At 60.1% G+C, this 25,949-nt stretch carries 25 protein-coding genes; 16 read left to right on the top strand and 9 right to left on the bottom strand.

Annotation, left to right across the window (positions count from 1 at the left end; translation table 11 throughout):
- Nucleotides 1-201 precede the first annotated feature (201 nt).
- Complete coding sequence (locus AC1ROI_RS06435) at nucleotides 202-447, top strand: TIGR02647 family protein (protein ID WP_010465085.1); 246 nt, start codon at nucleotides 202-204, stop codon at nucleotides 445-447.
- 192 nt (nucleotides 448-639) lie between these two features.
- On the top strand, nucleotides 640-3,483 hold the full coding sequence (locus AC1ROI_RS06430) for a class I adenylate cyclase (RefSeq protein ID WP_102595295.1): 2,844 nt from the start codon (nucleotides 640-642) through the stop codon (nucleotides 3,481-3,483).
- Between the two features lie 5 nt (nucleotides 3,484-3,488).
- Here the strand turns inward: AC1ROI_RS06430 and rnk are convergent, their stop codons facing one another.
- The 3 genes from rnk to cyaY all read right to left on the bottom strand — a co-directional run bounded on the left by rnk (nucleotide 3,489) and on the right by cyaY (nucleotide 4,731).
- Nucleotides 3,489-3,899 carry a nucleoside diphosphate kinase regulator gene (gene rnk / locus AC1ROI_RS06425; protein WP_010465090.1) on the bottom strand — a complete coding sequence of 137 codons (411 nt, stop codon included), beginning with the start codon at nucleotides 3,897-3,899 and terminating at the stop codon, nucleotides 3,489-3,491.
- A 276-nt stretch (nucleotides 3,900-4,175) separates the two neighbouring features.
- Complete coding sequence (locus tag AC1ROI_RS06420) at nucleotides 4,176-4,394, bottom strand: DUF1289 domain-containing protein (protein WP_010465092.1); 219 nt, start codon at nucleotides 4,392-4,394, stop codon at nucleotides 4,176-4,178.
- A gap of 4 nt (nucleotides 4,395-4,398) precedes the next feature.
- Nucleotides 4,399-4,731 (bottom strand): iron donor protein CyaY, encoded by a 333-nt coding sequence (gene cyaY / locus AC1ROI_RS06415; RefSeq protein WP_010465094.1) that lies wholly within the window; start codon nucleotides 4,729-4,731, stop codon nucleotides 4,399-4,401.
- Between the two features lie 314 nt (nucleotides 4,732-5,045).
- Here cyaY and lptM point away from each other — a divergent pair, with 314 nt between their 5' ends.
- The 6 genes from lptM to AC1ROI_RS06385 are packed head-to-tail and all read left to right on the top strand — an operon-like array spanning nucleotide 5,046 to nucleotide 9,659.
- Nucleotides 5,046-5,219 carry an LPS translocon maturation chaperone LptM gene (gene lptM / locus AC1ROI_RS06410; protein WP_010465096.1) on the top strand — a complete coding sequence of 58 codons (174 nt, stop codon included), beginning with the start codon at nucleotides 5,046-5,048 and terminating at the stop codon, nucleotides 5,217-5,219.
- Nucleotides 5,220-5,228: 9 nt separating this feature from the next.
- Complete coding sequence (lysA, locus tag AC1ROI_RS06405) at nucleotides 5,229-6,476, top strand: diaminopimelate decarboxylase (protein ID WP_010465097.1); 1,248 nt, start codon at nucleotides 5,229-5,231, stop codon at nucleotides 6,474-6,476.
- A gap of 4 nt (nucleotides 6,477-6,480) precedes the next feature.
- On the top strand, nucleotides 6,481-7,311 hold the full coding sequence (dapF, locus tag AC1ROI_RS06400) for a diaminopimelate epimerase (protein ID WP_010465099.1): 831 nt from the start codon (nucleotides 6,481-6,483) through the stop codon (nucleotides 7,309-7,311).
- Between the two features lie 13 nt (nucleotides 7,312-7,324).
- Nucleotides 7,325-8,050 carry a DUF484 family protein gene (locus AC1ROI_RS06395; RefSeq protein ID WP_010465101.1) on the top strand — a complete coding sequence of 242 codons (726 nt, stop codon included), beginning with the start codon at nucleotides 7,325-7,327 and terminating at the stop codon, nucleotides 8,048-8,050.
- Nucleotides 8,051-8,052: 2 nt separating this feature from the next.
- Nucleotides 8,053-8,952 (top strand): tyrosine recombinase XerC, encoded by a 900-nt coding sequence (gene xerC, locus AC1ROI_RS06390; RefSeq protein ID WP_010465103.1) that lies wholly within the window; start codon nucleotides 8,053-8,055, stop codon nucleotides 8,950-8,952.
- Nucleotides 8,949-9,659: an HAD family hydrolase gene (locus AC1ROI_RS06385; RefSeq protein ID WP_102595294.1), complete on the top strand. Its 711-nt coding sequence runs from the start codon at nucleotides 8,949-8,951 to the stop codon at nucleotides 9,657-9,659. Before xerC ends, AC1ROI_RS06385 begins: the two co-directional genes overlap by 4 nt.
- Before the next feature lie 195 nt (nucleotides 9,660-9,854).
- Here the strand turns inward: AC1ROI_RS06385 and sutA are convergent, their stop codons facing one another.
- The 4 genes from sutA to glnK all read right to left on the bottom strand — a co-directional run bounded on the left by sutA (nucleotide 9,855) and on the right by glnK (nucleotide 12,633).
- Nucleotides 9,855-10,178 carry a dormancy-specific transcriptional regulator SutA gene (sutA, locus tag AC1ROI_RS06380; protein ID WP_010465107.1) on the bottom strand — a complete coding sequence of 108 codons (324 nt, stop codon included), beginning with the start codon at nucleotides 10,176-10,178 and terminating at the stop codon, nucleotides 9,855-9,857.
- 101 nt (nucleotides 10,179-10,279) lie between these two features.
- Nucleotides 10,280-10,705 carry a secondary thiamine-phosphate synthase enzyme YjbQ gene (locus AC1ROI_RS06375; protein ID WP_008030499.1) on the bottom strand — a complete coding sequence of 142 codons (426 nt, stop codon included), beginning with the start codon at nucleotides 10,703-10,705 and terminating at the stop codon, nucleotides 10,280-10,282.
- A 214-nt stretch (nucleotides 10,706-10,919) separates the two neighbouring features.
- Nucleotides 10,920-12,257: an ammonium transporter gene (locus AC1ROI_RS06370; RefSeq protein WP_010465110.1), complete on the bottom strand. Its 1,338-nt coding sequence runs from the start codon at nucleotides 12,255-12,257 to the stop codon at nucleotides 10,920-10,922.
- Between the two features lie 37 nt (nucleotides 12,258-12,294).
- A complete protein-coding gene (glnK, locus tag AC1ROI_RS06365) occupies nucleotides 12,295-12,633 on the bottom strand; it encodes a P-II family nitrogen regulator (RefSeq protein WP_002555808.1) in 339 nt (112 codons plus the stop codon).
- A 417-nt stretch (nucleotides 12,634-13,050) separates the two neighbouring features.
- On the opposite strand from glnK, the gene AC1ROI_RS06360 reads away from it, so the two are divergent.
- The gene (locus AC1ROI_RS06360) at nucleotides 13,051-13,311 is read left to right on the top strand and encodes an accessory factor UbiK family protein (protein ID WP_010465113.1); all 261 of its coding nucleotides are present in this window, start codon (nucleotides 13,051-13,053) and stop codon (nucleotides 13,309-13,311) included.
- A 420-nt stretch (nucleotides 13,312-13,731) separates the two neighbouring features.
- Complete coding sequence (locus AC1ROI_RS06355) at nucleotides 13,732-14,259, top strand: BRO-N domain-containing protein (RefSeq protein ID WP_102595398.1); 528 nt, start codon at nucleotides 13,732-13,734, stop codon at nucleotides 14,257-14,259.
- Here the strand turns inward: AC1ROI_RS06355 and AC1ROI_RS06350 are convergent.
- Nucleotides 14,256-14,534: a HigA family addiction module antitoxin gene (locus tag AC1ROI_RS06350; RefSeq protein WP_042932484.1), complete on the bottom strand. Its 279-nt coding sequence runs from the start codon at nucleotides 14,532-14,534 to the stop codon at nucleotides 14,256-14,258. The two genes, AC1ROI_RS06355 and AC1ROI_RS06350, sit on opposite strands and share 4 nt — an antisense overlap.
- Nucleotides 14,535-14,828: 294 nt before the next feature.
- Between AC1ROI_RS06350 and AC1ROI_RS06345 the strand changes: the two genes are divergently transcribed.
- The 3 genes from AC1ROI_RS06345 to AC1ROI_RS06335 are packed head-to-tail and all read left to right on the top strand — an operon-like array spanning nucleotide 14,829 to nucleotide 17,245.
- Entirely contained in the window at nucleotides 14,829-16,322 is a 1,494-nt protein-coding gene (locus tag AC1ROI_RS06345) for a YifB family Mg chelatase-like AAA ATPase (RefSeq protein WP_102595399.1), read from the top strand.
- Between the two features lie 57 nt (nucleotides 16,323-16,379).
- Nucleotides 16,380-16,892, top strand: coding sequence for a hypothetical protein (locus tag AC1ROI_RS06340; RefSeq protein ID WP_102595400.1), 513 nt, complete (start codon nucleotides 16,380-16,382; stop codon nucleotides 16,890-16,892).
- 50 nt (nucleotides 16,893-16,942) lie between these two features.
- The gene (locus AC1ROI_RS06335) at nucleotides 16,943-17,245 is read left to right on the top strand and encodes a hypothetical protein (protein WP_010465122.1); all 303 of its coding nucleotides are present in this window, start codon (nucleotides 16,943-16,945) and stop codon (nucleotides 17,243-17,245) included.
- A gap of 52 nt (nucleotides 17,246-17,297) precedes the next feature.
- Here AC1ROI_RS06335 and AC1ROI_RS06330 read toward each other — a convergent pair whose 3' ends face one another.
- Nucleotides 17,298-18,509, bottom strand: a complete 1,212-nt coding sequence (locus AC1ROI_RS06330; protein WP_077748592.1) for an aldose 1-epimerase family protein — start codon at nucleotides 18,507-18,509, stop codon at nucleotides 17,298-17,300.
- A 266-nt stretch (nucleotides 18,510-18,775) separates the two neighbouring features.
- On the opposite strand from AC1ROI_RS06330, the gene AC1ROI_RS06325 reads away from it, so the two are divergent.
- From AC1ROI_RS06325 to AC1ROI_RS06315, 3 genes are read left to right on the top strand one after another with little or no spacing between them, the layout of a single operon-like run.
- Nucleotides 18,776-20,158 carry an SrfA family protein gene (locus AC1ROI_RS06325; RefSeq protein ID WP_102595401.1) on the top strand — a complete coding sequence of 461 codons (1,383 nt, stop codon included), beginning with the start codon at nucleotides 18,776-18,778 and terminating at the stop codon, nucleotides 20,156-20,158.
- 17 nt (nucleotides 20,159-20,175) lie between these two features.
- A complete protein-coding gene (locus AC1ROI_RS06320; protein WP_102595402.1) occupies nucleotides 20,176-23,241 on the top strand; it encodes a virulence factor SrfB in 3,066 nt (1,021 codons plus the stop codon).
- On the top strand, nucleotides 23,238-25,949 hold the full coding sequence (locus AC1ROI_RS06315; protein WP_102595403.1) for a putative virulence factor: 2,712 nt from the start codon (nucleotides 23,238-23,240) through the stop codon (nucleotides 25,947-25,949). Before AC1ROI_RS06320 ends, AC1ROI_RS06315 begins: the two co-directional genes overlap by 4 nt.

The raw sequence follows: 25,949 nt of genomic DNA, 5'->3' as shown, positions 1-25,949 counted from the left end.
GGGTGCGCTGAAGTTTTTCCAGACAAACCGTGTCATCGCTCTTGGCGGGCAAGCCTCGCTCCTACGCACCCCGCTGGCGCACCACCCTGCGGGGAATGCATCCCGAGGCGAAAAAACCCTGTCGCGAGCACTGGACATGCCGCACGAGTGGGCTCACCTTAGGGGCGCTGTCGTCCAATTCCTAGAAAGTCTGGAGTCCTTATGTCGCTTACCCCTGAGTTGGTTGCCGAACTGGAAATCCTCGCACTCTTCAACCTGGACAGTTCCCAGGAAGGTTTGAAAATTCATCAGACCGCTGCCCCGAAAGCCATTGCTGCCGCCCAAAGACTGTTCGACAAAGAACTGATCACCCAGCCAGATGGTGGTTATCTGACCAGTCTGGGTCGTGATGCCGCGCAAAATGTGCAAACCGTTCTGACCATTCTCAACGTCCAGGAAACAGCCTGAGCATTACCGTAGCGCCCACGGAAACCCCTGCTACGGGTTTTCCGCGGGCACACTTTGTGACTTGACGTCGCCTCGCGGTAGAAATCTGGCGTCAAAAATACAAATTCAGCTTAAAAGTCCCGCGTCCGAGGCGCTAAACTGCCCCCATCCGCAGACCCCACGTCCGAGCTTCGCGAGCCGGTTTGAGCTGACATGACCCGCACCCATGAAATCCGCCCCGATCTGGACGAGGGAATCGACCGCAAGGTTCTCAGCCAGCTGCGCGCTCGCTTTCTGAAGCTCAACGAAGGCCGCATGGCCCGTGCCATGGAAGGGCTGTCGCCCCGCCAACAAACGGTGCTGACGCTGCTGCCGCTGTTTTTCCACGTCAATCACCCGCTGTTGCCAGGTTATGTGTCGGGCAGCACGCCAGCCGGGCTGTCGAATTTCGAGCCTGACGCCAACGCCCTCGCCGAAGCCCAGCGCCTGACCCGATCGTTTTCCTATAAGCCACGCCACGGCAGCAATCCACCGCGTCCGATCCACGGACTATTCCTGATGGGCAGTCTGGGCACCCTGGCCCAGGCCGATCAAAGCGACATGGACGTGTGGGTCTGTCACAGCCCGGACTTGAACGAGAACGAACTCGCCGAGCTGCGCAAAAAGTGCCAGTTGCTCGAGGCCTGGGCCGCCAGCCAGGGCGCCGAGGCGCATTTCTTCCTGATCGACCCGGCCCGCTTCGTGCTCGGCGAGCGCGATACGCAATTGAGTTCGGAAGACTGCGGCACGACCCAGCACTACCTGCTGCTGGATGAGTTCTACCGCACCGCAATCTGGCTGGCCGGCCGCACGCCAATCTGGTGGCTGGTGCCAGTCTACGAAGAAGCCGCCTACGACCGTTACACCCACACGCTGCTGTCCAAGCGCTTCATCCGTGCGGACGAGTCGCTGGATTTGGGGCATCTGGCCTATATCCCGCCGGGGGAATTCATCGGCGCCGGGCTCTGGCAGTTGTTCAAGGGCATCGAGTCGCCCTACAAATCCGTGCTCAAACTTCTGCTGATCGAGGTGTATGCCAGCGAACATCCCAAGGTCCATTGCTTGAGCCTGCGCTTCAAGCAGGCGGTATTCGCCAATCAACTGGACCTCGACGAGCTCGACCCCTACATCGTGGTCTACCGACGCATCGAGGAATACCTCACCGCGCGGGGCGAGCCGGAGCGCCTGGAGCTGGTACGCCGCGCGTTGTACCTGAAGGTCAACCGCAAGCTCACCGGCAGCAGTCGCACCCAGAGCTGGCAACGTTCGCTGCTTGAGCGCCTGGCTCACGAATGGCACTGGGATCAGCGGCAGCTGGCGCTGCTCGACAGCCGCAGCCAATGGAAAGTCCGCCAGGTCAGCACCGAACGCCGAGCCCTGGTCAATGAACTGAACTACAGCTACCGCTTCCTGACCCAGTTCGCCCGCAACGAGCAAACCGCCAGCCTGATCAACAAACGCGACCTCAACGTGCTGGGTCGGCGGCTGTATGCAGCCTTTGAGCGCAAAGCGGACAAAGTCGAGTTCATCAACCCCGGCATCGCTCCGGACCTGGCCGAAGACACCCTGACCCTGGTGCAGGCGCCCAACAAGAAAGAACCCGGGCAAACCCAGTGGGGCTTGTACAACGGCAGCCTGGCAGCCCACGAGTGGGAACATTTCGCGCCAATCAAGCGCAGCCGCCAATTGCTGGAGCTGCTGACCTGGTGCCACCGCAACGGCGTGATCGACAGCAGCACCCGCCTCGCCTTGCACCCAGGCACCAGCGATTTGAGCGAGTTCGAACTGTTCAACCTGCTCGGCAGCCTGCAACAAAGCATCGCCCTGCCGTTGGCGACGGTTGCCGAAGAGCCCTTGCTGCGCGCCAGTGTGCCGAGTGAAGTGCTGATCCTGGTAAACGTCGGCGTTGACCCGCTCAAGCATCACCGCGACCTGAATATCCTGATGACCACCGAGCGCACCGACTCCCTGAGCTACGCCGGTGTCCGGGAAAACCTGGTGCTGACCCTGGACCAGGTCACGCTCAACAGCTGGAACGAAGTGCTGGTCAACCGCTACGACGGCCCCCACGCCCTGCTCGACTGCCTGCGCGATTACCTCAACAACTTGCCGAACGGTCCACAACAACCCCGTTTGAGGGTGCGTTGTTTCTGCCACAACCGGGCGCAATTCATTGCTCGGCGGGTCGAAGAGGTCCTCGATACGGCGCAGAACCTGCTGCTGAGCCAGCTCAATCATCGCTACCTGCTACAGGTCCAGCAGCATTACCACGTGCTGGAGTTGGTGCCCGGCCAGGTCAATCACGTCGCCCTCGCCACGCTGCCGGCGCTGTTCGATTACCTGGGCGAAGAACTGGCGAGCTACAGCCCGCTGCACTTGGACCCGATGGCACTGGAAGACCACGACCTGGCACTGATCCTGCCCATGGGCCAGCCCGAATGCATTCAAGTGTTCTACCGAATCACCGAACAGCAGGCGGAGCTGTACGTACTGGATGAATTCAATGCCCTGTGGCAGCAGCGCTTGCCCTATCACGACGAACAAAGCCTGCTGGTGCCACTGCAACGGTTCCTGCAATCAATCCAGTACCGACGCGACGCATTGCTGCCGATGAACGCCGCCCAGCCCCTGAACCTCGACACGTTGTATTACCAGCTATTGCCGTCAGGTCCTGGCCGGGCGCGTCGCGTCGAAACCCGGCCGGCGCCGCAAACCCCGATCAATAAACCGTTCTACGACGTGCAGGCGATCATCGGCAAAGCCGCGCCGGGACAGGTGCAGGTCACGTTGTATTGCAATCAGCGGGAGTTTTCAGAGCTGGAGTATGGCGACCTATTGTTCAGCGTGGTCGCCCAGGAAATCGTCGAGCAGCGCCGGGAAACCGAGCGCTATCGCTGCTACATCACCGACCTGGACTTGTCGGGCCTGCTCGGTGATGGTCAGGGTTCAAGCAATTTGTACTTGCGCTACAAGGCCGACCTGGAGCGCGCGTTGAATGAGGCGCTCGAGCAGGTCTAAGCGGTTTACTCCGGAAAATGACCGCCCCCGGCCGGCTGGGATTCAACTTCCAGCAGGGTCAGTTTGAGGGTTTTGCCGCCTGGTGCTGGCCAGTCGATGTGCTGCCCAACTTTAAGGCCGAGCAGCGCGCTGCCGACCGGCGCCAGAATGGAAATCTTGCCTTCGTCGGCGTTGGCGTCCTTGGGATAAACCAGGGTCAGGTGATAGTCCTTGCCACTGCCTTCTTCGCGGCAATGCACACGGGAATTCATGGTGACGACATCGGCGGGCACTTCTTCGTGACCGACCACGGTATCGGCGCGATCCAGTTCGGTTTGCAGCGCAATGACGCCCGGCAGCGTGTCATCCAGGCTGTCGATCAGGCGCTCCAGACGTTGCACGTCCAGACGAGTAAGGGTGATGGAAGGTGTGGTCATGATTGAGGCAGACTCCTTTCTTCTGCACAAAAAAAGCAAAACCCCGCCAGAAAAAGGCGGGGTTTTCACGAGCCTCGATGGGTTGAGGCGTTTCTGGACACTATCACAGCTCAATAAATATACAAGTGAGCGGCGACCACGCACCTGCGCTGACATTTTTGAGAGAGGCTTGCCTGTGGCGAGGGAGCTTGCTCCCGTTCGGCTGCGCAGCAGTCGTAAGCTTTTTGGGGCCGCTTCGCAGCCCAGCGGGAGCAAGCTCCCTCGCCACAAAAGCTCTTATGCCAAGGCTTTGCGCTGGACTGCCTGGGCGCAGATCACACGCCGACGATCATCATCCGCCGAGCGCCATTCGCGGATGTCTTCGACATGGCGAAAACAGCCGAGGCAGACCTTCTGTTCGTCCAGCCGACACACACCGCTGCACGGCGAAGGCACGGCCGGGCTGACATTGCTGTAGAGCGGTTTGGGCGGACGAACGGGCGCAGGCTGGGTCACGGTCTCACAGGCCTTCGAAATCGAGCTCGACGTCAGCTTGCTGCTTGACGATGCGCTCAAGCATCTCGCCCAATTGTTCTTCACTCTTGTCGCACATCCAGCGCTCGCTCTCTTCGTCGTAATCGAAGTGGAAACCACCGGACACGGCCGCAAGCCATAGCTGACGCAGGGGTTCCTGGCGGCTGAAGATCAACTGGCTGCCGTTTTCGAACTTGACGGTGAGCACACCGGCCGAGCTCTCCAGATCGATATCCAGGCCACTATCGTCAAAAATATCCTCCAGCGTCTGCTGGGTGGCATCGACCAGGTCATGGAAACGGGCTTCGGTCAAACTCATTACGGCAACCTCAAAAAGTGTCTGTTCACGCTCAAGCGCCGCAAGATACGGGCGAGCCCCGGTGATTGCAAAGGATAACGACCCACGGTGATCACGAAACCTGTGGGAGCGAGCCTGCTCGAGAAGGGCCCATCATATTCAACATCAATGTTGACTGACACTACGCCTTCGCGAGCAGGCTCGCTCCCACAGGGATTGCGCCCGGCTGACCAGCATCGTGCCAAGCCCCGCCGGACGGGAGCCCCGTCGCATAGGCAAGCTGACGGGTGGCCGGTATACTCCGGCGCAATTAATGCATTTTCAAGGATTTCGCCATGAAGCGCCTGATCTCTTCCCTTGCTGCGCTCGTCGCGGTTGCCTGCCTTGTGTCGGCCTGTGGTCAAAAAGGCCCGCTGTATCTGCCCGACGATTCCCAGGATCCCGCCGAGCAGGCTCAGTCCTCGCAAAAGCAGCCGTCCAAAGCACACAAGCACGACGTCTACCAATAAGGGAACGCCATGGACGCTTTTAATTACCGTGGCGGGGAGCTGTTTGCCGAAGGTGTGGCCCTGTCGGCCATCGCCGAACGTTTCGGCACACCGACCTACGTCTACTCCCGCGCGCACATCGAAGCCCAGTACCTGGCATACGCCGATGCGCTGGTCGGCATGCCGCACCTGGTCTGCTTTGCGGTCAAGGCCAACTCCAACCTGGGTGTACTGAATGTCCTGGCCCGTCTTGGCGCCGGTTTTGACATCGTCTCCCGTGGCGAGCTGGAACGCGTACTGGCCGCCGGCGGCAGCGCCGACAAGATCGTTTTCTCCGGTGTCGGCAAGACCCGTGACGACATGCGTCGCGCCCTGGAAGTTGGCGTCCATTGCTTCAACGTCGAATCCACCGATGAGCTGGAGCGTCTGCAAGTGGTCGCCGCCGAGCTGGGTGTTCGCGCACCGATCTCGCTACGTGTGAACCCGGACGTCGATGCCGGCACGCACCCGTACATTTCCACCGGTCTCAAAGAGAACAAGTTCGGCATCGCCATCGCCGACGCCGAAGACGTGTACATCCGCGCCGCCCAGTTGCCCAACCTGGAAGTGGTCGGCGTCGATTGCCACATCGGTTCGCAACTGACCACCCTGCCGCCGTTCATCGACGCCCTCGACCGCCTGCTGGGCCTGGTCGACCGCCTCGGCGATTGCGGCATCTACCTGCGCCACATCGATCTCGGTGGCGGTTTGGGCGTGCGTTATCGCGATGAAGAGCCGCCATTGGCTGCCGACTACATCAAAGCCGTGCGCGAGCGTCTCGACGGTCGCGACCTGGCGCTGGTGTTCGAGCCGGGCCGTTTCATCGTCGCCAACGCCGGCGTGCTGCTGACCCAGGTCGAGTACCTCAAGCACACCGAACACAAAGACTTCGCCATCGTCGACGCGGCCATGAACGACCTGATCCGTCCGGCGCTGTACCAGGCCTGGATGGATGTCACCGCCGTGCGCCCGCGCACTGCAGCGGCGCGCGCCTACGACATCGTCGGCCCGATCTGCGAGACCGGCGACTTCCTGGCCAAGGATCGTGAACTGGCCCTGGAAGAAGGCGATCTGTTGGCCGTGCATTCGGCCGGCGCCTATGGGTTTGTCATGAGTTCCAACTACAACACCCGCGGCCGCGCCGCCGAAGTGTTGGTGGACGGTGATCAGGCATTTGAAGTGCGTCGCCGTGAGACGGTAGCCGAGTTGTTTGCTGGCGAAAGCCTGCTGCCGGAGTAATCCCATGCTGCTGCGTTTTACCAAGATGCACGGCCTGGGCAACGACTTCATGGTCCTCGACCTGGTCAGCCAGCACGCGCACATCCTGCCCAAGCACGCCAAGCAATGGGGCGATCGGCACACCGGCATCGGTTTCGACCAGTTGCTGATCGTCGAAGCGCCGAGCAACCCGGACGTGGACTTCCGCTACCGGATCTTCAACTCCGATGGTTCCGAAGTGGAACAGTGCGGCAACGGTGCGCGCTGTTTCGCCCGCTTCGTGCTCGACAAACGCCTGACCGCCAAGCGGCAGATTCGCGTCGAGACCAAAAGCGGCATCATCGAACTGGATATCCGCAGCGACGGCCAGATTGGTGTCAACATGGGCGCACCGCGCCTGGTGCCGACCGAGATTCCATTCGACGCGCCAGAACAGGCCTTGAGTTATAAGCTCGATGTCGAGGGTACGACCGTCGAACTGGCCGCCGTGTCCATGGGAAACCCCCATGCCGTGTTGCGGGTCAGCGACATCAACAACGCACCGGTGCATGAACTGGGACCGAAAATCGAACACCACCCGCGCTTCCCGGCGCGGGTCAACGTCGGTTTTCTCCAGGTCATTGACCGGAACCGTGCGCAGTTGCGCGTCTGGGAACGTGGCGCCGGGGAAACCCAGGCCTGCGGCACCGGCGCCTGCGCTGCCGCAGTGGCCGCGATCAGCCAGGGGTGGATGGATTCGCCGCTATTGATCGACCTGCCCGGCGGGCGTCTGTCCATTGAATGGGCAGGCCCTGGCCATCCGGTCATGATGACCGGCCCGGCAGTCCGCGTTTATGAAGGACAAGTGCGTCTTTGAGAGAGTCGAATCCATGAAAGATAAGCCCCAGGTTCCCGCCCCACAGCCCGACGAATCCCCTTCCGAAAGCCTTGAGGCGGCGGCGATTGCCGCGTACCTGGAGGCTCATCCGGATTTCTTCGTCGAGCACGAAGAACTGCTCCCGGCCTTGCGCATTCCGCACCAGCGCGGCGATACCGTCTCGCTGGTCGAACGCCAGATGAAGATCCTGCGCGACCGCAACATTGAGTTGCGTCATCGCCTCTCGCATTTGATGGACGTGGCCCGCGACAACGACCGCCTCTTCGACAAGACCCGCCGCCTGATTCTGGCGCTGATGGATGCCAGCAGCCTGGAAGACGTGGTGATCAGCGTCGAAGACAGTCTGCGCCAGGACTTCCAGGTGCCTTTTGTCAGCCTGATCCTGCTGGGTGACAACCCGATGCCGGTGGGCCGCTGGGTCACCCATGCCGACGCGCAAACGGCCATTGGCGGCTTGCTCTCGGAAGACAAAAGCGTCAGCGGCAGCCTGCGCGATCACGAACTGGACTTCCTGTTCGGCGAAGAACAGCGCAAACAGATCGGCTCCACCGCCGTTGTCGCCATCAGCCATCAAGGCATCCACGGCGTCCTGGCCATCGCCAGTCGCGACCCGCAACACTACAAAAGCTCGGTCGGCACGCTGTTCCTGAGCTACATCGCCGAAGTCATGGGTCGCGTGCTGCCTCGGGTCAACAGTTCCCTGCGCTCGGTACGCTGACCATGGAACGGCAACTGGACGCTTACTGCGAACACCTGCGCAGTGAGCGGCAGGTGTCGCCCCACACGCTGCACGCCTACCGCCGCGACCTCGACAAAGTGCTGGGCTGGTGCGTCAAACAGAACATCAGCAGCTGGGCCGCGCTGGACATTCAGCGTCTGCGCAGCCTGATCGCGCGCCTGCATTCCCAGGGTCAATCTTCGCGCAGCCTGGCGCGACTGCTGTCGGCCGTCCGTGGGCTCTATCATTATTTGAACCGCGAAGGTCTTTGCGATCACGACCCGGCCAACGGCCTGGCACCGCCCAAGGGCGAAAGACGGCTGCCGAAAACCCTCGATACCGACCGCGCGCTGCAACTGCTTGAAGGCGCGGTGGAGGATGACTTCCTGGCACGTCGGGATCAGGCGATTCTGGAGCTGTTCTATTCCTCGGGTTTGCGCCTTTCGGAGCTGACCGGGCTTAATATGGATCAGCTGGATCTGGCCGACGGCATGGTTCAGGTGCTCGGCAAGGGCAGCAAGACTCGCCTGCTGCCGGTCGGCAAAAAAGCGCGTGAAGCCCTGGAACTGTGGCTGCCGTTGCGGGCCATGACTAACCCGGCAGACGATGCGGTGTTCGTCAGCCAGCAAGGTCGGCGCCTTGGCCCCCGGGCGATTCAGTTGCGGGTCAAAGCTGCTGGTGAGCGCGAGCTGGGGCAGAACCTGCACCCGCACATGTTGCGGCATTCCTTTGCCAGCCATTTGCTGGAATCCTCGCAGGACCTGCGCGCCGTACAGGAATTGCTCGGCCACTCGGACATCAAGACCACCCAGATCTACACCCACCTGGACTTCCAGCACCTGGCCACGGTCTACGACAGTGCCCATCCACGGGCCAAACGCATTAAAGGCGATGATTCATGACCATCCAATTGATCACCTTCGACCTCGACGACACCCTGTGGGACACCGCCCCGGTGATCGTCAGCGCCGAAGCCATACTGCGTGAATGGCTGACCGAGCACGCACCGAACCTGGGCGCGTTGCCGGTGGAGCATTTGTGGGCTATTCGGGAACGGATCCTGACCCTCGAACCGAGCCTCAAACACCGTATCAGCGCGCTGCGGCGCCGGGTGTTGTTCCATGCGTTGGAGGAGGCCGGATACGACCACGGCGAGGCGTCGGACCTGGCCGACAAGAGTTTTGAAGTGTTTCTGCATGCCCGGCACCAGATCGAGGTGTTTCCCGACGTCGAGCCGACGCTGGAAACCCTGGCCAAGCATTACGCCCTGGGTGTGGTCACCAATGGCAACGCCGATGTGCGCCGGCTGGGACTGGCCGATTACTTCAAGTTTGCGTTGTGCGCCGAAGACATCGGCATCGCCAAGCCCGATGCGCGCCTGTTTCATGAGGCATTGCAACGGGGTGGTGCGACGGCGGAGACGGCGGTGCATATCGGCGATCATCCGGGGGATGACATTGCCGGGGCGCAGCAGGCGGGGTTGCGGGCGATCTGGTTTAACCCGGCGCGCAAGGACTGGGAAGCCGAGAAGGCACCGGATGCCGAGATTCGCAGTTTGACCGAATTACCGGCGTTGCTGGCTCGGTGGAATTCCCAGCACCAATCCTGAGATCACCGATATTCCCTTGTAGGAGTGAGCCTGCTCGCGATTGCGGTGTGACATTCAGCATTTATGTTGCCTGACACACCGCAATCGCGAGCAGGCTCACTCCTACAGGGGATCGCCGCAGGCCCAGAGCTTTTTACCGCCCATGAAAAAGCCCGCAGCGACGGCGGGCCTTTTCAGCAAGCCAATAGCAGACGCTTAGATAGGCCGGCTGCCGTACTTGTTGTCAGGCTTCTTGGGCGGATCGGCGACCACATTGGCCTCCACTTCCTGCACCTTGCCGCCCCGTGCCAGAAACTCTTCCATGGCCTTGGCCAGGGCGTCGCGTTCCTTGTTCTTGGCTTCGACGCTCGGCAGCTCGTCAACCGACACCGCAGCCTTGGCTTTGCCTTTGGCGGTCGGAACGGGCGTTTCACCGCCGTCGTCTTCAGCGACGTCTTCGGCCGCTGCTTCCAGACCTTCTTCGGTTTCGTCGTCGTCGCCTACTTCGAGGTCGTCGTTTTCCAGATCATCGTCGCTCATGTTCTACCTCATGACTTGCGAAAAGCAGATTAGTTATAGCCCAGCTTCACCGTCTGTCGACAGCCGCCGGAAAAATTCAATAACCGCTGGTGACCAGCGGTTCATGCCTCTTCACCGTGCACGGTGGCGAGGACTTTACGGGCACCGCCAAAATCACGGTGCTCGCCCAGATAAACACCTTGCCAGGTCCCCAGCGCCAGTCGGCCTGCCGAAATCGGCAAACTGAGCTGACAGCCAAGCACGCTGGCCTTGAAGTGCGCCGGGAGGTCGTCCAGGCCTTCGTCGTTATGCTCATAGCCGTCTGTTCCTTGTGGGATCAGACGATTGAAAAATCGTTCGAAGTCGCGACGTACCGCCGGATCGGCGTTCTCGTTGATGGTCAACGACGCCGAGGTATGCTGCAGCCACAAATGCAACAGACCGACCCGGCACGCCTTGAGTTCAGGCAGGCCGGCGAGTAACTCGTCCGTTACCAGATGAAAGCCCCGGGGCCGTGCCCGCAGGGTAATCAGAGTCTGTTGCCACATACAGTTCTCCGCACGTTCGGGGCGCATTCTAGCGCGCTCTGGGAAAAAACAAAGGCCCTAATATTCCTTCAATCATGTAAGCCATTGGCCGCAGAAAAACGCCCGTCGTAAACGCCACCAAACGTGTACGAAAAAACCTTTCAGCAGTCTCTTCACTGACAAACGCCAGACAAAAAAATGCCCGGCAAGCCGGGCAAGTTTTTTATGCGCGTGCTTACAAGTTGTAGCCGCGTTCGTTGTGGAGTGCCAGGTCGATGCCGACGGCCTCTTCTTCTTCCGTGATACGCAGACCCATGACAGCGTCCAGTACCTTGAGAATGATGTAGGTGACGATCGCGGTGTAGATCACCGTGAAGCCCACGCCTTTGCACTGAATCCAGACTTGAGCGGCGATGTCGGTGACGGTGCCGAAGCCACCCAGGGACGGTGCGGCGAACACACCGGTCAGGATCGCGCCGAGGATACCGCCGATGCCGTGCACACCGAAGGCGTCCAGGGAATCGTCATAACCGAGTTTGCGTTTCAGCGTGGTGGCGCAGAAGAAGCACACCACGCCCGCTGCCAGGCCGATGACCAGCGCGCCCATCGGGCCCACGGTGCCAGCGGCCGGGGTGATGGCGACCAGACCGGCCACAACACCCGAAGCGATACCCAGTGCACTTGGTTTGCCGTGAGTGATCCACTCGGCGAACATCCAGCCCAGTGCAGCGGCGGCGGTTGCGATCTGGGTCACCAGCATTGCCATACCGGCCGTGCCGTTGGCCGCAGCGGCGGAACCGGCGTTGAAACCGAACCAGCCGACCCACAGCATCGCGGCGCCCATCAGGGTGTAACCGAGGTTGTGCGGTGCCATCGGGGTGGTCGGGAAGCCTTTGCGCTTGCCGAGCACGATGCACGCAACCAGACCGGCCACACCGGCGTTGATGTGCACCACGGTGCCGCCCGCGAAGTCGAGCACACCCCAATCCCACATCAGGCCGCCGTTGCCGGACCAGACCATGTGCGCAATCGGTGCATAAACCAGGGTGAACCACACGCCCATGAAGATCAGCATGGCGGAGAACTTCATCCGCTCGGCGAAGGCACCGACGATCAGCGCAGGGGTGATGATGGCGAAGGTCATCTGGAAGGTGATGAACACCGCCTCAGGGAACAGCGCCGCAGGACCGGTCAGGCTCGACGGCGTGACACCGGCGAGGAATGCCTTGCCCATGCCACCGAAGAACGAGTTGAAATTGACGACGCCCTGCTCCATGCCGGTGGTGTCGAACGCGATGCTGTAGCCATAAATGACCCACAGAATGCTGATCAGACCGGTAATGGCGAAGCACTGCATCATCACGGAAAGAATGTTTTTGGAGCGAACCATGCCGCCGTAGAACAGGGCGAGGCCGGGAATGGTCATGAACAGCACGAGGGCTGTCGAGGTCATCATCCAGGCGGTATCGCCGGAGTTGAGGACTGGGGCCGCCACTTCGTCTGCCGCCATAGCCAGGCTGGGCATTACGAGGGACAACAGGGCTCCTAGCCCTGCGAATTTACGCAGAGTCATATTGTTTTCTCCTGGGGCGTTGGGTTTGTGGCGGCGTTTAAATCGCGTCGGTATCGGTTTCGCCGGTACGGATGCGAATCGCCTGTTCCAGATTGACCACGAAGATCTTGCCGTCACCGATCTTGCCGGTGTTGGCGGCCTTGGTTATCGCCTCGATAACCCGGTCCAGATCCTTGTCGTCAATGGCGACATCGATCTTTACCTTAGGCAGGAAATCGACCACGTATTCCGCGCCGCGATACAGCTCGGTGTGACCCTTCTGCCGACCGAAGCCTTTGACTTCAGTAACGGTAATGCCCTGCACGCCGATCTCGGACAGCGACTCGCGCACGTCGTCCAGTTTGAACGGCTTGATGATGGCAGTGACTAGCTTCATGAAAACTCTCTCCCGAATTGGTGGACTTGCCCCAGGAAAACAAACCCGACTCAAGTCTAAGCGCAGTGCCTGGCTTTGTAACGCATCGTCGACCTTACCTGCCCGTCCGACGCCAGCTAACCGCTCCTCACGAAACAACTCCCCGTTTCGCTTGGCGCACTGCATTCGTCACAGCGACTGCATCAGTGCATGGGTTACGACTGACTAAGCAGAAAGCTTGCCATCTCGCCAAAACCCACTGAATTCAACCCCTTGACCGCCGCCAACAGCCCCTTTCCTCAATCGGCCCCACGGATACGCACAACAACAGTGCGCAGCCGTCTGTCCACATGCGCGAAAAGCGTGCATCCCTGCTGACGGAATTGACTATAGACACTGCGTGATACACTGCCCGCCATTGTTGACAGGACATTTCCCATGCTCGCACCCAAAGATTTCCTCGACGCCCTGAGCGGCACCGCCTCCCGCCTCTTCAGCGGCGAAACCCCATTGCCGAAAAGCGAAATCGAAAGCCAGTTCAAGGCGTTGTTGCAGAGCGGCTTCAGCAAGCTGGACCTGGTGAGCCGGGAAGAGTTTGATAGCCAGATGGTTGTGCTGGCGCGGACCCGGGCACGGCTGGAAAGCCTCGAAGCGAAGGTTGCGGAGCTGGAAGCGAAGCTGAATCCGCCTGCCGAGTAACCCTGCTGACAACGCAACCCCCTGTGGGAGCGAGCCTGCTCGCGAATAGAGTCACCTCGGTCTACCAGCCTTCCCACACTGGCCAGACCAACCCTGTAGGACCTGCCAAAGGCTGCAATCTTCTGATCTGCCGCCCCGCCACCATCTCGGCAACGTCCTACAAAGATCACCACCGCCGTCCGATAGCGCCGTGAAGCCCAGGCTCCTAAGCTCATTCTCAGCTGAATATTCAGCACTGGGTTTGGCGACCTGGAAGCTTAAGGCGTACGACGACCATCTCTCGAGTCATGGCGGCTGTGCGTGGGAGACCTTCGGGTCTGCCGGGTTCCTTTTGCTCCGGTTCGCCAACCCGCGTACAGCTGCCACCCAATTGTTTGGCGACGATTGACGGCAGCCTCTTTAGCAAAAGGAGCTGTATTAATGAGTTGCGATAACGCTTATCTAGTCCCTCACGTCTTCACCCGCCACAAACTCCACCTCCACGCGCTTTTGATCGAAAACCAGCCTTGGTTCAGCGCCCGAGACCTGGGCCGTCTGCTTCGCCTTTTCCTCGACGAACGCGCCGTCCGAAAACTCGATCCCGATCAACATCAATCCGCGCGAGTCGTCATCCACGGCACCCTCGAAAACACCCTGCTAATCAGCGAATCCGGCGTCTACGCCCTGCTCGTCTACCACTACTGCCCCGAATACCGAGGCCTGCGTGAATGGCTGACCCACGACGTAGTGCCAGCCCTCAGAGACGCCCAACATCCGGCAACAAGCGAACGCCCGATTCTGAGTCTGTTGAACTGGCCGGAGATGTCGCTGAGTTTGCTGCACTGGAATAACCAGCCGTGGATTCGGTTGCAGGATGTTCCGCACATGCTTGCGGAGGGTGAACGGGCGCAACGGACGGTCAATGCGCCTTGGTGGAAGCGTGCTTCGCGGATCTTGCAATCGCTTTAAGTATTTAAAGCCCTACCACGTTCGATTCCAGCTTCCCGCAAATCGTAAGTCGCTTGCAGGTTCAGCCAGAACTCGGGCGTGGTGTTCAGGTGGCCAGATAGCTTCCCCGCTAGATCAGCACTGACACAACGCTGTTGCATCACGATGTCGTTGACCACATTTAACGGTTCGTTCAACGAATGGGCGAAAGCTGACTCTGAAATGCCCAACGGTTCAAGAAACTCCTCCTGAAGAATTTCGCCAGGATGAACGGGCCGCATTCCATTACTGTTCATTATCCTCTCCGAAGTCAGCGATCAATTAATGATCATAAGCAGCCCTGCCAGACAGACAAGAGCGCTCACCCACTTTCACCGGCGTCCGTCATTGTTCTAGGCAAGGTCCTACAAAAACATCATCCCGAGACCCATTACGTCGGCAATCCACACTCGCTTACGCTTCATCACCAGAAAGACACTCGCAACATCCAGTGAAAGTTTGTCGCCTCATTCGTAACGCCGAAGAACAACACCCCGACTACCCTTCAAAAAACCGCAGGAAGCGGTTCCCGTAAAGCTCAAGGAACGACCATGTCCCTCTCCATCGTCCACAGCCGCGCCCAGATTGGCGTGGATGCGCCCGCCGTTACCGTAGAAGTCCACTTGGCCAACGGTTTGCCGTCCCTGACGATGGTCGGATTGCCCGAAGCGGCAGTGAAGGAAAGCAAGGACCGGGTACGCAGTGCGATTATCAATTCAGGGCTGCAATTCCCGGCACGGCGTATCACGTTGAATCTCGCTCCCGCGGACCTACCGAAGGACGGTGGACGATTTGATCTGGCCATTGCGCTGGGGATTCTGTCAGCCAGCGTGCAGGTGCCGACGTTGACGCTGGATGACATTGAGTGTCTGGGAGAGTTGGCGCTATCGGGCGCGGTGAGGGCAGTTCGCGGTGTGCTGCCGGCAGCATTAGCAGCACGCAAGGCCGGGCGGACGCTGGTAGTGCCGCGGGCAAATGCAGAAGAGGCGTGTCTGGCGTCGGGGTTGAAGGTGATCGCGGTGGATCATTTGCTTCAGGCGGTGGCGCACCTTAATGGACACACTCCAATCGAGCCCTTCGTATCCGATGGCTTGCTGTACGCCAGCATGCCGTACCCCGATTTGAATGAGGTGCAAGGTCAAATGTCAGCCAAGCGCGCGCTGCTGATAGCGGCGGCAGGTGCGCATAACTTGTTGTTCAGCGGTCCGCCGGGAACAGGGAAAACCCTGCTGGCCAGTCGTTTACCGGGGCTGCTACCGCCATTGGCTGAGAATGAAGCGCTTGAGGTCGCAGCAATTCAATCGGTTTCCAGTTGCGTGCCGCTGAGCCATTGGCCGCAACGACCGTTTCGCCAACCTCACCATTCCGCATCAGGCCCGGCACTGGTCGGCGGCGGCTCACGACCACAACCCGGCGAAATTACCCTCGCCCATCATGGCGTGCTGTTCCTGGACGAACTTCCTGAATTTGATCGCAAGGTATTGGAGGTTTTGAGAGAGCCTCTGGAATCCGGCCACATCGTGATATCCCGCGCCAAGGACCGCGTGCGCTTCCCGGCGCGATTCCAATTGGTGGCAGCAATGAATCCATGTCCCTGTGGATATCTTGGTGAACCGAGTGGTCGCTGCTCCTGTACGCCGGACATGGTCCAGCGCTACCGAAACAAACTGTCGGGGCCGCTGCTGGATCGCATTGACCTGCACCTGACCGTCGCCCGAGAAGCCACCGCATTAAACCCATCACAGAAACCCGGTGACGATACAGCCACCGCTGCGGCACTGGTCGCCGACGCAAGAGAGCGTCAAAACAAGCGCCAAGGCTGCGCCAATGCATTCCTCGATCTGCCTGGCCTGCGCAAACACTGCAAGTTATCCACAGCCGATGAAAACTGGCTGGAATCCGCGTGTGAACGACTGACCTTGTCGCTCAGAGCTGCTCACCGATTGCTCAAGGTCGCCCGCACCTTGGCGGATCTTGAGCAGGTCGATGGGATCACCCGCGAGCATTTGGCAGAAGCGCTGCAATACCGACCGGCCTCAGCGTAATCGATGACTATCACAGCAAATCATTCAGATAATATTCAGAGAGAGCGTCAGTAATACATGAAGTTACTAAGAAGTCATTGGATCAGATTCGTCTATTGCCTGATAAGCATTGCTATCGTATGGGCGGCGCTATCGCAGCAGGAAATTGTTGTTGGCTCTCCGACAACCCTGAACAACTTTTCCTACATTGGCACAGTCATTACGATCGTCGCGCTAATCATTTCAATATCCGAAGTTCTGCACAGTGTTCGTTACTCACGCAGCATCAGTGCAGAAGCCAACAGAATACTCAAGGACGCAAAAGCTGTAGAGGGCGCCTCGGCCGTCAGTGAATGCATTGCGACGCTCAATGAAGCAGCAGGTTATGTGGACACCGAAAACTATCCATTGGCGCTGAAGTGCTATCAGCATTTCAGGATTCTGTTTGCCAAAATACCCGGTACAGGTCAGGAGTTCGAAAGGATTGACAATATCCTTGGAGAAACTGAAAACCATCAGAAAAGGGGTTTTCGCGACGGCAAACGCTCCGCTCGAAAAGCCGATCAGAATCCTTCTTCACCACAATCTTGAAAACATCAAAGAAAACCTCGAAAAGGTTAACCCGGCCAGAGGGCGTCAATATGCTACCGCCTAGATTTCTCGATTTCATCAAAGCACTCACCGCGAGAACGGAGAGAGGCGAATTCTCCTGGAGTTATGACGACAACAACTCGTTTGTGAAACTCAAGGAAAAGGACTTTTCTCTTTCATTGCGTTACAGCTTCAACGCCGACGAGAAATATGCGGAGTACGTTATCTATTACATCGATGAGATCGGAAATAAGGAGCATCGGTTTTATACCAACCAAACCTGGAACGACTTCGATTTCATCCGGCGCCTGTTTGATGCGGCACAAGCGTCAGAAATGAGACTTCCTTTTTAGCCTTTTGATGAGCGGTGAACACAGACTTCCACTGCTCATCTCGAAAGGCCGCTTACTCTTTGGTCAAATCCACCAGCGGCGCCTGCCTTACCTCAGTCTCCCGCCCACCTTGAATCTCACTCACACGCTTCAACGCCTTATCCACAGCCCCCTTATCTGCCAACAAGCTGTAATGGATTTGAAACTGCCTCTGCTCTTTAACCCCAATCATCGGCACCAAACCAATCGGCCGCTGATACCGACGGTTGTAAGAAAAACTCGTCCCCGGTTCCAACCCGGTCACATACCCCTGCCCTTGCGTATCCGTGTTCTTCCACAACGAAAACACCGGCAACTGCTGCGTATTGAACCCAACCGACACCCCAAGGCTCCCGGCTTTGTTATGCAACACGGTCAGCGTGTCGCCCTTGGCATCGCCATAAGGCACGACGTTGTAAACCGTCTCGTCGTAGTCCTTGGTCGGTGCACGGTAAGTCTGCCAATCCGGCAAATCCCCTTTGGCCTTGTCGTTGAACGGCGACACCTGTTTAACCGGCGCAGCAAAACGCGCGCCCTGCTCCAGGAATGGCGTGCTGAAGTTGCTGTGGTACAGCGCCTGGTATTCCTTCGGGTAGTCGCCGTTGTTGGTCAACGTGTCGTTCAGGGCGAACGCTACGCTGCCGGGTTCAGTGACCAACTCAGTTACCACCGAGAAATCGACTTTTTTGAACGCCTGCTCTTTCAGCTCGCCGCGCAGGCTGATGGCGTAAGGCGGTTTTTCGTCGATGTGCAGGGTGACTTTGCTGGCCGGGATGTTGGCGGCGCGGCCATGCAGGGTCAGCAGTTCGCCGTTGTCGATGCCGGGATGGCCGACCCATTCGTAGCCGCAGCGAGCCACCAGTTCGTTGAAGCCTTCGAGCCAGCCCAGTCCGCCGCGGCCGTTGAGTTCGATGAAGGACGGATTGACCACGTCCTTGACCGGAGAGTCCCAGCCCATGCGCACATCGCCGACCGATGCTTGCAACACGTTCATGCCGCGAGTGGGCACCACCGAGAGTTTCATTGTGCCGTTATCGATGTCGACGATGCTGACGCCCTCTTGCCGGCCGCCGTGCAAGGTGCGCAGGGTCACGGAGAAGGGTTTGTCGGTTTTGACACCGAGTTGCTGGCTGGTGATCTGCCAGTTCTGGGCAGCCTTGTCGCTGTCGAGCAGGACGTAGTCCCAGGCCATGGCGTGGGAGGCGGACAGCGCGCCAAGGGCAACGACTAATTTGAGAGGGGTCATGGGGAAGCCTTTCTTGGAGTTGTGCATTTTTTATAGCGCTGATGAAACGATTCAGCAAGCTTAAAAAAGCGGACGTCCGAGTCTTCCCAAATCAATTCACATTGCCCCCATGCAACCTCCGCACGCTTACGCTAGTCTCATACGGTTTTGGACCTCTGCTGATTGACGGCGACATCATTATGACATTAAGGTCGCCAGCTAAATGCAGGAGCAGGAACAGACACCTTTGTCTGTCATTTTTGCGCAACGGAACATATGGAGTTTGAATGCGCGGGGCATTATTACGCAGCGGTAAGAGCGGGTCATTCACAGCCCTGGGCGAAACAGGTCAACCGGTCTATCGGGCTGCCCTGCAATTGCGCGAAGCCATTCGCCGCAAGAACCCCGACATGGTCGACCACCTGGCCATTCCTCAAAGCGATGAACTCGGCAACCAGATCGATTGGTACAGCGGTATCGAAGGCGATGTGATCCCGTGGAGCAGTGCGACCGAAGAAGAACGCGCTCCGGCCCGTCGCCAACTTGAAGCCCTGAAGACTGCGCTCGATGAGTTGAGCCAGCGTTTCCTGGGCACGGACCCGGCCGAACAGCAGCAAGGCGACAAAGCCGTGTTCGGCAAGCTGCTCAAGCGCGTCATTCATTTCCCTGACGAAAATTTCGTCTACCTGGTGCAAGGCAAGCCGGTGCTGACCTTCTGGGGTTTCGAGCACGCCGGTACCGGTAATCGCGATCCCCTGCACTGCCTTTATCAGGTTCCGCCCGTCTTCACGCTGCCACCCGTGGTTGAAGAACCGGTGGTGGCGCCCGTCGTGCCCGTGGTAGCTCGTCCGTGGTGGCGTCGCTGGTGGTGGCTGTTGCTGCTGCCGCTCCTGTTGTTGCTGTTGTGGCTGTTGCTCGGCCTGCGCGGTTGCGTACCGATTCCATTGGTGGCGGTGGACTTGCTGCCCGAGGGCATCGTGCCGGTGGAAAATCAGCTGGAAGAGCCACAACTGACCGGCAATGTCACAACGCTGAATGGCGTTCCCGTGACCGGCACGGTCGCTGGTTCCACCACAGGCACCGCCGTGACCGGCACCCAAGGCGCGGAAGCCCCGGCGCTCGCTGGCAACGAAGCTGACGCCGCGACTGCCGGCATCACGCAAGACCCGGCCGCCGAATCCCCAACCGCGCCACCCGCGCCACCGGAAGCCGAAGCCGAAGCCAAAACCGAGGCACCTGTCACCACACCGCCCGACGCACAAAAATCCGCCGCCGCAGCCGCAACCACAAAACCGGGCCCGGCCTTGAGCATTCCGCCTGACGCAGCCGACGGTGCCGCCAAGTTCCTCGACGGTCAGTACCGCGCCGGTGCCGGCATTCAGGATCGCCGGACCGGCAAGCCGCTGCGCCTGGAATACCAGCTCAAGGACGGTAAGGGCGAAGTCACCGTACACCAGGCCGACGGCACGAAATGCAGCGGGCCGGTGAGCGCTACCATGAAAGGCGGCAGCCTCGCCATCGACAGCCAGGGCCAGGCCGTGTGCGGCGATGGCAGCACTTACGACATGCCCAAGGTCAACTGCCGCAAAGGGGCGACCACGGTCGCGGACTGCACCGGCGGTTACGGAAAAGATCAATTCCCCATGTCCATGCGGCAAATGGGCGAATAAGACTGGAATAACCCGACATGTTGCCTGAAGTCACCCAATTCGAAGACACCGTCACGCTCGTCAGTGACACCGGTATCCAGTTCATGGATTTCGCCCTGCGCCTGGATCCTCGCAAGGAACCGGCGGGCGAGTTCGCGCCGATGATCAGCGGGCTGATCTGCCGGCTGATGTACAACGAAGAGAAAGACTTCTACTTCTACGAGCCCGAACCGGAAAAGGTCGAGAAGGCCAAGCCGGCGTTCAGCGTCGACATGAAAAGCAGCCTCGAGCTGCTGGACGGTGTCTGGCTGCCGACGCCGTTTTTCCGTTTCATGCCGCCGCACCGCTTTGACGAAGGCCCGACCAACTGGTCGCGGATGCGCCTGGTGAAACTGGCCACGCCAGACATCGACGGCAACACCCATCGCCTGACGATGGCGTTCGACAGCCGCGTCATGCCCAAGCGTGACGGCACCGCCTACCTGGCGCCGAACGAAGAAGACATCAGCTCCGGCGTGTCCTTCAAACTGGCGACCAAGGCCAGCGAAACCCGTTGGTTCCTGGCCCAGCCATGGGTCAACGAATGGCTGCTCGAAGTGTTCAACGAAGGCAATGCCCATCGTTCCCGCGAAGAGCTGGACATCGACATCCGCGCCAACCATCACCTGGCGCACTACCTCAACCTGCTGAGCCTGTTGAGCACGCCGTCTGCGGCAGCGCAGTCGACCGCCAGGCCGAAGGTGGAAATCCCTGAGCTGAAAGTGGTGGCCAACGACAGCAATGGCCTGGTCAAACCGATTCCGGTGGACCTGGTGCTGGACGTCGGCAACTCACGCACCTGCGGCATCCTGATCGAGAACCACGGTCAGGCCGGCTCCGGGCTGAAGCAGAATTACGTGCTGGAACTGCGCGACCTGATCACCCCCGAACACACCTACAACCTGCCGTTCGAAAGCCGTGTGGAGTTTGCCCAGGCGTATTTCGGCAAGGACCACTGCTCGGTCAAGAGCGGCCGTCACGATGCGTTCCAGTGGGCGACGATCGCCCGGGTCGGCAACGAGGCCAGCCGTCTGGCCAGCCGCCGTCGCGGCACCGAAGGCTCGACGGGCCTGTCCAGCCCGAAACGTTACCTGTGGGATGAAAACGCCTACGGCCACGGCTGGCGTTTCAACTGCTCGTACATCAAGACCGACAACGAGCCCTACGCCACCGCCGCGCCGTTCTCGCACCTGATCAACGAAACCGGCGAGGCGCTTTACAGCCTCGAAGAAGACGATCGTCTGCCGGTGTTCATGCCGCGTTACTCGCGCAGCTCGCTGATGACCTTCATGCTCGCCGAAGTGCTGGCCCAGGCGTTGTCGCAGATCAACAGCCCGGCCCAACGCTCGCGCCAGGGTCACACCCGCGTGCCGCGCCAGCTCAACAGCATCACCCTGACCGTGCCGCCGGGCATGCCCCAGGCCGAGCGCAGCATCCTCAACGAACGCATGCAGCAGGCCATCGGCCTGGTGTGGAAAAGCCTCGGCTGGCACGCCGGCGAGGAAGATCCGCATCAGGATCAGGCCGTCAGCCCGCGCACGCCGATCCCGAGCATCCGCGTGGAATGGGACGAAGCCTCCTGCGGCCAGTTGGTGTACCTGTACACCGAGGTCAACGAGAACTTCGCCGGTCACCCGGAAGAGTTTTTCGACACCATCGCCCGGCCAGACAAGACCGACCGCGAACGCATCACCCTGGCGACCATCGACATCGGCGGTGGCACCACCGACCTGGTCATCACTGACTATCGCCTCGACCGCGCCGGCAACACCGGCAGCGGCAGCAACGTGCACATCGTGCCCGAGCAGCGTTTTCGCGATGGCTTCAAAGTGGCCGGCGACGACATCCTGCTGGACGTGATTCAGGACTTCATCCTGCCGAGCTTCGAGAAAGCCTTGCAGAACGCCGGTGTAAAAGCCCCGGATTCGCTGATGTCGCGGCTGTGCGGCGACGAATCGGTCAGCGCGCAGGACATGATTCTGCGCCAGCAACTGAACCTGCAGGTGTTCGCACCGCTGGGCCTTGCGTTGCTCAAGGCCTACGAGCATTACGACCCGCAAGTCCCGCAGGAAGTCAGCCCGCAAAGCTACCGCCAGTTGCTGGGCGACAACGCGATCAGCCAGACCGTCCTTGACTACGTCAACGCCGCCGTGCGCCGCGATGTCGGGGGCCAGAGCGGTTTCGACCTGTACGAATCGCTGATCGGCTTCGACCTGCAAAAGCTCCACGCTGCGTTCCTCAACGATCAGATCAACATCACCAAGATCCTCGGCGCACTCTGTGAAGTGGTCGCGCACTATCCGTGCGATGTTCTGCTGCTGACTGGCCGCCCTTCGCGTCTACCGGGCATCCAGGCGTTCATTCGCAAGGTTCTGCCGCTGCCACCCGGGCGCATTCTGGCGCTGCAAAACTATCGCACCGGCGGCTGGTACCCGTTCCACAAGAACGGCCGCATTGACGACCCGAAAAGCACCGCTTCGGTGGGCGCGATGTTGTGCCTGTTGTGCGCCAACCACAGCGTGCCGAACTTCTACTTCCGCTCTTCGGCGCTCAAACCGTATTCGACGGTCAAGCACATCGGCGTCATAGACCTGAACAACGTGATCAAGGATGCCGACGTGCTGTACCGCGACATCCAGTCCGAAGACTACAAAATCAAGTTGCCGGAAATCGGCACGGGCGATGACGCCGACACGCCGCAGCTGGAAATGCGCGGCGACCTGCGTCTCGGTTTCCGCCAGTTGGCCGCTGATCGCTGGGCGGCTTCGCCGCTGTACACCCTGCGGTTCACCAAGGCCGGCCGGGAAAAGTTCTCCCGGGCTATTGGAGAAAACGGCAGCACGCCGCTGCTCAAGGTGCGCTTCGAGGTCAAGGCGGCCGACAAGTACACGCGCAAGCAGGATCTGGTCAGCGACCGCCTTTCGGTTCGCGACATCGAATCCAACAGTAACAACGTCAACTTCAACCCGCGCAGCGACCTCGAGCTGGAACTCAACACCATGCTCGACGCCGGCCTGAGCGAGACCAAGTACTGGCTCGACAGTGGAAGTGTGAAACGCAAATGAATGACCTGACCCCCGAACAAACTCAGCTTTCAGCCCGCTGGGCCGCTGTTTATGAAGGTGCCGGTCAGGCGCTGGAATGGATTGGCCAGACACGCGGCAACGCACCACGGCTGGACAGCGAAGCCGACAACCTGAACATCCGCCTGCACCGCGCCCGCAACCTGGCCCACAGCCTCGGTCGCGTGGCCTGCACGCCGATGACCATTGGCTTTTTCGGCTTGTCCCAAGCCGGCAAGTCCTACTTGATTTCGGCCCTCGCGGCCGGTCAGAACGGCAAACTGGAAACCGATTTCGGTGGCCAGCGCCTGGACTTCATCAAGCACATCAACCCGGTGGGTGGCGGCAAGGAAGCCACCGGCCTGGTGACGCGCTTCAGCCGCCGCGCCACGCCGAGCCAGGATCCGCAGTTCCCGGTCGAACTGACGCTGTTCAAGGAAATCGAGCTGGCGAAGATTCTCGCCAACTCGTGGTTCAAGGACTTCGACCTTGAGCGGATCTCCTACGAGATCGACGAAGCGCGCATCCAGCGCGTGTTGAAACCATTCGAAGGGCGCGAGACCGGGCCGCTGCAACCGGGCGTCAGCGCTGACGATCTGGTGTCGCTGTGGGATTACCTGCGCGACAACTTCCGCAACTCGGTGAAGAAGCTTGAGCACCTGTATTGGCCGACGGCGCTGCAACTGGCGCCACGCCTGAACTTCCAGGAGCGTGCCGAGCTGTTTTCCATCCTTTGGGGTGAGCAAAGCGAGCTGACGCGCGTTTACCAGCAATTGGCCGGCGCGCTGCACAAGCTGGGCCTGCCCGAGACCGTCTTCGCGCCTTTGAAGGCTTTGGTAAGTTTCGAAAACGACACCTACAGCCAGCGCGACAGCATCATGAACGTCGACATCCTCGAGCGCTTCGGCAGCCCGCGGGACTTGCCGATCGACGTGCGGCCCCGGGTCGACGGACGCCTGCAAAACAGCCAGGGCATCCCGGTCGCGCAACTGGCGGCACTGACCGCCGAGATGACTTTCGGGTTGATCGAAGCCCCGGCGGACGACATCGTCAACCAGGTCGACTTGCTGGATTTCCCCGGTTATCGCGGGCGCAAGAAGCTGCACGAGATCGCCGACTCCAACGACCCGGAATCCGCCACCAAGGACAACTCCGTCTCGCAGCTGATTCTGCGCGGCAAGGTCGCTTACCTGTTCGAACGCTACACCGACAACCAGGAAATGAACGCGCTGGTGGTCTGCACCGGCTCGACCAAACAGAGCGACGTCAACGACGTCGGCCCGGTGCTGACGCGCTGGATCGAAAAGACTCAAGGCGCCGACGCGGCCGCCCGCAGTAAACGCGACACCGGTCTGATCTGGGCGCTGACCATGCTCGACCTGCGCATCACCAACTCCCTGAGCCTGACGCCTGATCAGTACGACGAGAGTTGGAACGGCATGGTCAAGCTGACCATGCTCGAACGCTTCGGCAGCCTGAGTTGGATGAACGACTGGGCCGGCACGCCTTTCCAGAACACCTTCCTGGTGCGTAAACCGCGCATGGATGCCGCATTCATCGTGCAAGACGCCAGCGGCGCCGAAACCGGCCTCAACCCCAGCTACCTGGAGCGCGTCGACGCCCTGGGCACAAGCTTTGCCGGCAACGAACTGGTGTGCAAACACATCAACAATCCCGCCAACGCCTGGAAAGAAATGCTGCGCAACGATGACGGTGGCATCAGCCATTTCAGCGGCAGTTTCAAGGGCGTGGCCAACATTGAATTCAAACTGCAGCGCATCCGCGAGCAGCTCAGCGAATGCCTCGAAGGCCTGACCACTCACGGCCTGAGCACCTGGTATCACGCCGACGGTGACGGCGCCGCCGCCGCCAAAAAAGCCCAGGCGCAGATGATACTGACAGGCCTGGGCCGTCGTCCGGCCGTGCTCGGCGAGTTCATCGATGAACTCGACATGCCCAGCGAGTCGGTGCGCGACCTGTACCTCAGCGGTGTGTACGAAACCGATGACGCGCCCGCCGCCAGCGATGAGCCGGCCACGCCGACACCGAGCCAGAGCCTGTACGGCAACGACGCCGGGTTCGATTTTGATTTCGGCGACGACCTGAGTCACGACACACCGGCCGCCAGTAAATCCAACACCCCGACGCCGGAACTGCAAAGCAACGAACACCGCTTCGCCAAAGCCGCGTTCAAGGCCTGGATTGCACACCTGCGCGAACTGACCACCCGGCAAAGCCTGCTCACCCTGCTAGGGCTGGAAAAGGCGTTGATCGAAGCCGTGGTCGACGAATTGATCACCGCCGGTTACCGCCAGGACTTGCCCGGCCAACTGAGCCGTGCGGTGCTCAAGCGTGCACAAAGCGGCGCACGGCGCGATCAGCTGGTCGAACGCCAAGTGCTGGAAGTGCAACGCGTGCTGCGCGATTTCGTGTCCTGGTTCGGCTACCTGCAAAAACCGGTCAACGAGCGCCCGAACAGCCGTGCCGGTGCCAAGGCGCCCTTGTTCTCGTTCTATACCGACATCGGTCCGGGACAAGTGCCGGTGTTGCCGCCGCAACCGGCCAACCAGGCGCAGCGGTATCTGGGTGACTGGCTCTCGGGCCTGGCCTACATCACGCAGGACAATGCCGGCCATGGTGCCGGTCGCGAAATCACCCCTGAACAGAATGAACGGCTGGGCCATGTGCTCACAGCCTTCACAGCGAGATAA

The sequence above is a fragment of the Pseudomonas sp. GW823-FHT02C02 genome, assembly GCF_058797635.1.
Note: the sequence above shows the minus strand (reverse complement) of the source record. Positions and strands in the feature narration are given on the sequence as shown.

Bases quoted from the DNA above. Each gene is read 5' to 3' on its own strand.
- AC1ROI_RS06430 (WP_102595295.1), top strand. From the start codon at position 640: ATGACCCGCACCCATGAAATCCGCCCCGATCTGGACGAGGGAATCGAC.
- AC1ROI_RS06375 (WP_008030499.1), bottom strand. From the start codon at position 10,705: ATGTGGCAACAGACTCTGATTACCCTGCGGGCACGGCCCCGGGGCTTT.
- AC1ROI_RS06320 (WP_102595402.1), top strand. From the start codon at position 20,176: ATGTTGCCTGAAGTCACCCAATTCGAAGACACCGTCACGCTCGTCAGT.
- AC1ROI_RS06315 (WP_102595403.1), top strand. From the start codon at position 23,238: ATGAATGACCTGACCCCCGAACAAACTCAGCTTTCAGCCCGCTGGGCC.
- AC1ROI_RS06350 (WP_042932484.1), bottom strand. From the start codon at position 14,534: ATGAACAGTAATGGAATGCGGCCCGTTCATCCTGGCGAAATTCTTCAG.
- dapF (WP_010465099.1), top strand. From the start codon at position 6,481: ATGCTGCTGCGTTTTACCAAGATGCACGGCCTGGGCAACGACTTCATG.
- sutA (WP_010465107.1), bottom strand. From the start codon at position 10,178: ATGAGCGACGATGATCTGGAAAACGACGACCTCGAAGTAGGCGACGAC.
- lysA (WP_010465097.1), top strand. From the start codon at position 5,229: ATGGACGCTTTTAATTACCGTGGCGGGGAGCTGTTTGCCGAAGGTGTG.
- AC1ROI_RS06330 (WP_077748592.1), bottom strand. From the start codon at position 18,509: ATGACCCCTCTCAAATTAGTCGTTGCCCTTGGCGCGCTGTCCGCCTCC.
- rnk (WP_010465090.1), bottom strand. From the start codon at position 3,899: ATGACCACACCTTCCATCACCCTTACTCGTCTGGACGTGCAACGTCTG.
- AC1ROI_RS06355 (WP_102595398.1), top strand. From the start codon at position 13,732: ATGAGTTGCGATAACGCTTATCTAGTCCCTCACGTCTTCACCCGCCAC.
- AC1ROI_RS06345 (WP_102595399.1), top strand. From the start codon at position 14,829: ATGTCCCTCTCCATCGTCCACAGCCGCGCCCAGATTGGCGTGGATGCG.
- AC1ROI_RS06395 (WP_010465101.1), top strand. From the start codon at position 7,325: ATGAAAGATAAGCCCCAGGTTCCCGCCCCACAGCCCGACGAATCCCCT.
- xerC (WP_010465103.1), top strand. From the start codon at position 8,053: ATGGAACGGCAACTGGACGCTTACTGCGAACACCTGCGCAGTGAGCGG.
- AC1ROI_RS06335 (WP_010465122.1), top strand. From the start codon at position 16,943: ATGCTACCGCCTAGATTTCTCGATTTCATCAAAGCACTCACCGCGAGA.
- AC1ROI_RS06370 (WP_010465110.1), bottom strand. From the start codon at position 12,257: ATGACTCTGCGTAAATTCGCAGGGCTAGGAGCCCTGTTGTCCCTCGTA.
- AC1ROI_RS06325 (WP_102595401.1), top strand. From the start codon at position 18,776: ATGCGCGGGGCATTATTACGCAGCGGTAAGAGCGGGTCATTCACAGCC.
- AC1ROI_RS06385 (WP_102595294.1), top strand. From the start codon at position 8,949: ATGACCATCCAATTGATCACCTTCGACCTCGACGACACCCTGTGGGAC.
- AC1ROI_RS06435 (WP_010465085.1), top strand. From the start codon at position 202: ATGTCGCTTACCCCTGAGTTGGTTGCCGAACTGGAAATCCTCGCACTC.
- AC1ROI_RS06340 (WP_102595400.1), top strand. From the start codon at position 16,380: ATGAAGTTACTAAGAAGTCATTGGATCAGATTCGTCTATTGCCTGATA.
- AC1ROI_RS06360 (WP_010465113.1), top strand. From the start codon at position 13,051: ATGCTCGCACCCAAAGATTTCCTCGACGCCCTGAGCGGCACCGCCTCC.
- lptM (WP_010465096.1), top strand. From the start codon at position 5,046: ATGAAGCGCCTGATCTCTTCCCTTGCTGCGCTCGTCGCGGTTGCCTGC.
- glnK (WP_002555808.1), bottom strand. From the start codon at position 12,633: ATGAAGCTAGTCACTGCCATCATCAAGCCGTTCAAACTGGACGACGTG.
- cyaY (WP_010465094.1), bottom strand. From the start codon at position 4,731: ATGAGTTTGACCGAAGCCCGTTTCCATGACCTGGTCGATGCCACCCAG.